The organism is Bradyrhizobium sp. P2_E8 (assembly GCF_056403875.1).
On sequence record NZ_JBFUES010000307.1, the window covers coordinates 1 to 7443 of the forward strand.

The following is a 7443-nucleotide window of genomic DNA, read 5'->3' on the forward strand; positions in this document are numbered from 1 at the left end:
ACGATTGAAGCTGCGCAAGCCTTCGCGGAGAGTGCTGAATTGAAGAATGCCATGCAGAATGCGGGAGTGGCGGGAGCCCCAACGATTTGGTTTACGAACAAGGCGTGAAGTATCGATCCCGGCCAAGCGCCGGGATTTTTTTGCTGTGGTGTGCCATGTCGCCTGACAGCGGCTGCCCAGCTGGATCAATCGACGAGGCCTGCACTCATGCCACTGCTCCAAGCCACGGCAGCCTTTGCGCCTCTATGTCGACCAACTCATTCAGGTCCGCTTCTAAGTCCAACACGATATCGAGAAGCAGAGCCGCCGCCACTGGGTCTGTCGTTTCATGCGCCATCAATCGAAAGCGCTCGACCTCGTGCCAGCGCTCCTTCCACTCGCTGTCAGTCATGGCTCCCCCATGCGCTGATCCCCCAGCGGGCATGGGTATTGGTTCCTCAAACTGTGAAATTATTGCGGCGCGATGGGGCATAGTCCCTGCCCCAACCCCGCCGGCGGCGGGCAAGGTGAGCGTGGGACGGACGCCCGGCCCTGTCGGGGCGAAGAGCAATCGAAGCTGGAGGTATTTGTCAGCTCGTTCGCAAACAAGATGAGCCGCGAGTTAGAAGCGAGGTGAAGAGAACTCGACGGCCGGCACAACTAATTGCGGAGCCACGTTCAATGCTCGAAGCAGAAAGTGATTTGCCGAGCTATTCTTGTCGGGTCGTAGGAGTACGCAATGTCGAAAGCAATTGCTGTCTTGGGCTCCGCTCTGTTCTTCGTCATTGCGCCGTTGGTGCTGGCAGGCTTCGTCCCCTGGTGGGTCACGCAGTGGGAATTTCGGCCAGCTTTTTTCGGCGTCGATCTAACCCGGATCCTCGGCGGTATATTGATCATCGTCGGAGTGCCCGGACTTGTGGATTCATTTGCCCGTTTTGCGCTGGAGGGGCTGGGGGCGCCAGCCCCGATCGCGCCGACACAAAAGCTCGTAGTGACTGGCCTTTATCGCTACGTGCGAAATCCGATCTACATCGCGGTCGTCGCAGTCATTTTTGGTCAGGCCCTTTTGTTTGGTGACTGGCGTCTCCTCTGGTACGGCGCGCTACTCTGGCTGTTTTTTTCATCTCTTTGTAGTGATGTACGAAGAACCGACGCTCAAGCAAACATTCGGCACGGAGTACGAGAGCTTTCGGACTAATGTGCCGCGCTGGATTCCGCGGTTGACGCCACGGCGAGCCGCATAAAGGAATCGCTGCAAGCGGCTCGATGCCGGCTGCAACAAGCCGTGCGAGACGGCGAAGCGTAGCAAGCCCGCCTAGGCGGCCTCGCCCCGTGACTGCCTGGCTGAGTTCCGGTTTTAGCCCTTAGCCGAAGCTCGCTCGAGCCCGTCCCATGTCGGCTCCCAGGGGCAAACCGGGCGTCGGTTCAGCCTAGGGCCTACCGCAGCTTTTGACCCTAAGCCGCCATTTCAGCGGCGAGCGGCTTCACACCACGACTGAATGAAAACTTGTCCAGGCGACTTGGCCAAGAGACTGCTGTGCCCCTATGCTGGATCAACTACTGGTATTGTTCTTCGGCTCGGAGCTGGCAATGATCTCTCGAAGCATTGCTCTGGCAGCCTGTAGATCCGGGGTCCCAAAGCCCTCAGTGAACTGGCTATAGAGCGGGCTGAGGAGGTCGTGAGCCTCGCCACGCCGCCCCTGTTCTCTGCACAGTCCTGCAAGGCATGTTGTTGCACGCAACTCCCACAGCTTGGCACCCTGCTGTCGTGCAACTGACGCCGCTTGCCGAAACCGCGCTTCCGCAGCGACCGGATCGGCCTTCCGCAGCCGCAGCATCAGCTCGCCCTTCATCCGATGGAGCTCGGCCTCGAACCACCGCTCGCCGGTTTCTTCCACTCGGCCCAGCGCCTTTGCAATCAGATCCAAGCCTTCCTCCACTGCGCCGGAACGGCCGAGGGCCTCAGCCTGAAGGCCGAGGAAATACGGCTCATAGAGTCCGGCCCCGGTGGCTTGCCAGGCTGGGAGGCCCTGCCGAAGCTGCGCCAGCCCTGTGTCAGTCTCTCCCGACTGGAGCAGAGCCCATCCCCGGATGGTCGACGCCGCTGCGAGGAAATGCGGAAAATTCTGCTCGATCGCCAACTCAACCAGTGCCTCGGCTCGGTCCCGCGCCTCACGCCCGGCCCGGCGGAACTGCTCGAAGAATGACGCAAACAACAGGGCGTATCCCAGCGTGTTGAGGTGAGCGAGTTTGAGGGCGGCCTCGATCGCTTCGCGGCTCCGCGCCCGGGCCTGCTCCGGATAGCCCAGCGCAAACAACGTCCATGACAGCCCCGACAGCGCCGCGACCCGAGGATCCTGCACATAGAGAAATGCGAGCGGGTGATGTCGCTCCGGATCATAGAGGGCGAGCGTCCGCTCCAGATCACCACGGGCAGCAGCTGCCTCGCCGCGCCAAAAGGCGCCGGTCCCGCGGACGCGGTGAGCCACCAAGGTGACGGAATCCTCCTGTTGGTCCYGCGCTCGGCGTACAAACTCGTCTGCCACTTCGCGCGCCGCGTTGTGCTCGGCGCGCACGCCGTGGAACACCCATTGACCGTAGAGCACGGGCCAGAGCTGSGTGGTGGCCCCGATCTGCTCGCAGAGCTCGCGGGCACGGGTGTTGGCCCGCCCGGCTTCCGGCGCCGCCCAGCCTTGCGTKGCCATTAGCGCCACGCCCAACGCCACCTGAAGGTCGAGTTCTCGCCRCCGTCGATCGGCCTCCGGCAGGCCGGCRAGCAGATCCAACCCGTTCCGCAACTGCGCGAGCGCTTCGRCCATAGCCGAGCGGGAGATGGCTCGCCGTCCCGCCCTGAGCCAATAATCGATCGCCGGTTCGGCSAGCCCRGCCTTCATGTAATGGTGGGCCAGAAGCTCGGGTTGCACCTGCACGGTCTCTGGAAAATGCTGCTCGAGCGCGGCGGCGATCCGGGCGTGCAAGCGCTGCCGCTTCGCGCGCACCAGGGTCGCATAGGCGGCGTCCTGCACGAGCGCGTGCTTGAAGCTGTAKGTCGCCAGGGGCGGCGTCCCGCGCCGGAACACCAGGCCCGAGCCGACGAGGTCGTCCAACGCAGCCTGCAGTTCGCTCTCCGGCAGCGCCGCCGCAATCGCGAGCAGTTCGTGAGAGAACTCCCGGCCAATCGCGGCCGCGACCTGGGCGACCTCTCGGGCCGGGGCCAGCCGGTCGAGCCGGGCCAGCAGCGACTCCTGGAGCGTGGCCGGAATCGCCATCGGCGGCAGCGGTCCGGCGAGCGCGTAGTGGTCGCCCTCATCCCGGAGCAGATTTGTCTCCAGCACGGTCCGCGTCAGCTCCTCGACGAACAGCGGCACGCCGTCCGTCTTGGCCACGATCTGGTCGAGCACCGYGGGGGGGAGCGCCTTGCTGCCGCTCAGCCGCGCGACCATGGCCGCCCCCTGACGKCGGCTCAACCGGCTGAGGGTCAGCGCGGTGACATGGGCATAGCACGTCCAGGATGGCTCGAACTCCGGCCGGWAGGTGATGAGGACGAGCACGGGGGCGCCTTGCACCCGGTCGATCAGGAGATCGAGCAGCTCGAGCGAGGTCGGATCGGCCCAGTGCACGTCCTCGTACAGGGCCAGGACGGGCTGGTGGGCTGCGAGGCCCAGGACCTGATCGACCAACACCTCGAGCGTCCGCTCCTTCTGCCGATGCGGGCTCATGTCGAGCGGCGGATAGCGCGCACCGGTCTCGAGCGACAGCAATGCTGCGAGCAGCGGGGCCACCACGCTGACATCATTGCTCGAGAGCGCAAGCARCGCCTCGAGCTTGTCGAGCCGCGTTGCGGCGGGGTCATCCGCGGCAAATCCTGCCGCCCGCTCCAACAGCCCGATCACCGGATGCAGCGGGCTGGTCTGATGGTGCGGTGAGCAGTAGTGGCTCAGGGCCGTATGCGCCTCATCTTCAAGTCGCCCGCGCAGCGCCCGCARGAGGCGCGACTTGCCGATGCCAGGCTCGCCCGACAGCAGCACCACCTGGCCCTCCYCCTCCTTGGCGCGCTCCCACTGCTCGAGCAGCAGGCCAATCTCATGCTCGCGACCGACCAGCGGCGTCAGACCTGCTCCGTGCAGTGCCTCGAACCGGCTCTCGGCGGCGCCTTCTCCGACCACGCGCCACGCCCGCACCGGAACGGGAAACCCCTTCAAAATCTGCAGGCCGAGCTCGRCGAGTTCGAAMAGTCCACCAAYGAGCTCGCGGGTGCGGGCGGAGATCATCACCGTGCCCGGCTCGGCGAGGGCTTGCAGCCGCGCCGCGAGGTTCGGGGTATCGCCGACCACCGTCTCCTCGCGCGCCGCGCCTTCGCCRATCAACTCGCCGACAACCACCGACCCGGTCGCGATGCCGACRCGSGCCGCCARCGTCTCGCCGTGCCCCGATCCCAGGCTCTGCACCGCCACGACCGCGGCAAGGCCGGCCCGCACCGCGCGTTCGGCCTCATCCTCATGGGCGCGCGGGTAGCCGAAATAGGCCAGCACACCATCTCCCATGTACTTCGCCACATGCCCTTCGAACCGCGCGATCGCGGCCGSCACTGCRCTCTGATAGGTCCGCAGCACTTCGGCCATTTCCTCCGGATCGAGCCGCGCCGCGAGCGCGGTCGAGCCGGCCAGGTCGACGAACATCACGGTGAGTTGGCGGCGCTCGGCCTCGGATGCAAGCGAGGCCTTGCCGGATTCCGCGGCGCGTGGGGCGGTCACTGACATTGAGCCGGCGCGCAGGGCGGCAATGGCGGCGAGCAGCTTGCGGCGATGGCCGATCGAGGCGACGCCGAGCCCGATCAAATCCTCGGCCGTGAGATCCAGGAGGACCTCGGCATCGATGTCGTTCTCGCGGAACGCCTGTGCGTGGCGAACTCTGAAAGTGTCTTGCTCCAGAGCAGATCGCGGTGCCGCCCGCTCAATTCCTCGACGTCGGTTTCCAGCCATAGGACTGGCGCGGAATTTGGCTAGTGACGTCGATGCCCTTCTCGTTAGAGAGGCGCCAGGCCGCCACTCCGAAGCAGACGGTCAAAACTACCGCGGCAACTAGCAGAAGCGTCGACGGAGACCGGCTCACGCGTACACCCCTGAACGTGGCGCGTGGCTGAGCGACCATGAACTGTCGATTCGGAAAATGCAGACGCGCTGATCTAACGGCAGAATGTCCCAAGCTTCTGCGAGGGAGAGCGCATGTTGCTCGTGAGTTGCACCGTTATCCGCTCAAGGCCATGCGGGCCCTCTGCGGTAATGCGGTATTGGGTGTCGCCCGATGTTCGGGGGATTGCCTCAACCAAGCCAAACTCTACTAGGCGTACCACGAGCTCGTGATCGAACAGCTGGGTGCTGATCCACCGTTCGGGAGACAGCTGCTTCAAGAACGCGCGCTCGATCTCGGTTAGATCCACGGTTGCCTCTCTGGAGAAAACCGTCGTTCCACCCGATGTAACCGAGCCAATCAAGAAGGACCGAAAGCGCTTATCAGTCCGATCGCAATGGGGACTAGCCCCACGATGGTCCATAGGGCGGGCGAGCTGGAGCCCAGGCCAGCAACAAAGACGCAGACACCAAAGCCCACAATGAGCGCCGAAATGGCGCAGGCGAGTGCTTTCTCCATTGGCCGATCCACGAGAAACTAAAGGATCGATGCGCCTGCAGGACGCGCTTGGGATCAAAACGTTCCTATGCGCCAGGAGCCCCCGGGCGGTGATGGAGTTATCAGCGCAAATTGGCGCACTAAATGTGCCACGGGTGGTACCAACGTGAGACCCGAAAACTGATCTTAGCGAAGCGCCCACTAATGTCGGCTCTTGGCTCGAACGCGAAGCCCGGACCGGCTCTGATATCGTCCGGTTGTCGCGGCAGACCGGACGTGACCGGCGGCGGTCAGGACGGCGCCTGTTGACCTAACTCAGACATCATCCCTAAGCTGGTGCCGGGCCGGGATTGGCGAATGGACGTGACGGACGAATCCCAGAGCACGCTCTATGTCCTGCACATTCGAGCCGAAAAGCCCAAGTAAGGCAGTGTTAATAGCGAAAACCTCTAACCAGCTAATATTGGAACCTTTTGCCCACTTTGATACTTCTAACCTGCATCACACAGCCTCCACGGCTGGGACCAGCATGTCCGAAGTGCAAAACACCATCACGCTTCTTGAACGTGAAGAATGCAAGATCAGTCCTGATCTATCGGTGCGACAGAGGCAAAGAGGAAGTCTTGACGTAGAGCACGCAGGCACGGCGCTCCCCAATTTGCAGGAACCGGCCGCGGCAAGGGGAGTTTGATTTTACCTCCCGTACTCCGGCACGGAGCCCTTTTTGCAAACTCCTCAGACAATTCTCGACAGGCTCGACGATACTCGTCGCCTTCAACTGCTCATCGACGCTATCATCGACTACGCAATCTACATCATCGACATCGACGGCACCGTACGAAGCTGGAACTCCGGTGCGAGGAGGTTGAAGGGTTACGCGCCGGACGAGATTATCGGGAAATCGTTTGCCGGTTTTTACACGCCTGAGGATCGTGCCAAAGGGCTTCCGCAGCGCGCTTTAACGGTTGCATCGCAAACCGGACGCTTCAGCTCCGAGGGCTGGCGTGTTCGCAAGGATGGAAGTCGTTTCTGGGCCTCCGTCGTTGTGGATGCAATTCGGGACGAAGGCGGTAAACTGATCGGATTTGCCAAAGTCACGAGGGACATTACTGAACGACAGAAGGCTCACGAAGACCTCCTCGATAGTGAACGCCGGTACCGCCGGTTGATTGAAGCCGTAATCGATTACGCGATCTTTCAACTGGATCCACTGGGCAACGTGACGACCTGGAATCCGGGCGCGCAGCGCATCAAAGGTTATATGCCCGAAGAGATCATCGGGCGCCATTTCAGCGCTTTCTACACACCTGAGGATGTCGAACTTGGCGTGCCGGAGCGAGCACTTTCCGTAGCAACGGAGTATGGACGTTTCGAAGCCGAGGGCTGGCGGATGCGGAAGGACGGCAGCCGCTTCTGGGCCTCTGTGGTGATCGATCGCATCACGGACGAACAGGGCAACCTGGTCGGATTTGCCAAGGTTACGCGCGACGTTACCGACCGCAGGAAAGCCGAGGACGAACTCAAGCGCGTCCAGGAGCAACTGGCTGCATCTCAGAAGTTGGAAGCTGTAGGCCAGCTGAGCGGTGGTATCGCGCACGACTTCAACAATTTGCTGATGATCGTCCTGGGCAACATCGAGACCGCAGAGCGGCACGCCGCTAGGATACCCACGCCGAATCTAAGCCGTTCCTTGGCAAATGCCAAACGTGGGGCCCAGCGAGCTGCGGCATTGACCAGCCGATTGCTTGCGTTCTCCCGACGACAGGCGCTCGATCCCAAACCGATCAACGTAAACAACTATATCACCACGCTGCAGGAGTTTCTCCAGCGTACGCT

General features: G+C 62.6%; 3 protein-coding genes and 2 pseudogenes. 3 read left to right on the forward strand and 2 right to left on the reverse strand.

The window, feature by feature from the left end; all coding sequences use genetic code 11:
• A pseudogene (locus AC1D00_RS18395) lies at positions 1 to 108 on the forward strand (cyclase); the annotation flags it as partial.
• Between the two features lie 97 nt (positions 109 to 205).
• On the opposite strand, the gene AC1D00_RS18400 reads toward AC1D00_RS18395, so the two are convergent.
• Positions 206 to 391 carry a hypothetical protein gene (locus tag AC1D00_RS18400; protein WP_135177052.1) on the reverse strand — a complete coding sequence of 62 codons (186 nt, stop codon included), beginning with the start codon at positions 389 to 391 and terminating at the stop codon, positions 206 to 208.
• A 327-nt stretch (positions 392 to 718) separates the two neighbouring features.
• Between AC1D00_RS18400 and AC1D00_RS18405 the strand changes: the two are divergent.
• A pseudogene (locus AC1D00_RS18405) lies at positions 719 to 1223 on the forward strand (methyltransferase family protein).
• 309 nt (positions 1224 to 1532) lie between these two features.
• On the opposite strand, the gene AC1D00_RS18410 reads toward AC1D00_RS18405, so the two are convergent.
• A complete protein-coding gene (locus tag AC1D00_RS18410) occupies positions 1533 to 4961 on the reverse strand; it encodes an adenylate/guanylate cyclase domain-containing protein (protein ID WP_477011630.1) in 3429 nt (1142 codons plus the stop codon).
• A gap of 1370 nt (positions 4962 to 6331) precedes the next feature.
• Here AC1D00_RS18410 and AC1D00_RS18415 point away from each other — a divergent pair.
• Positions 6332 to 7443: PAS domain-containing protein (locus AC1D00_RS18415; protein ID WP_477011631.1), on the forward strand; the 1112-nt coding region annotated here is incomplete at its 3' end.

Excerpts from the sequence above, each read along its gene's own strand:
- AC1D00_RS18400 (WP_135177052.1), bottom strand. The coding sequence starts at position 391 with ATGACTGACAGCGAGTGGAAGGAGCGCTGGCACGAGGTCGAGCGCTTT.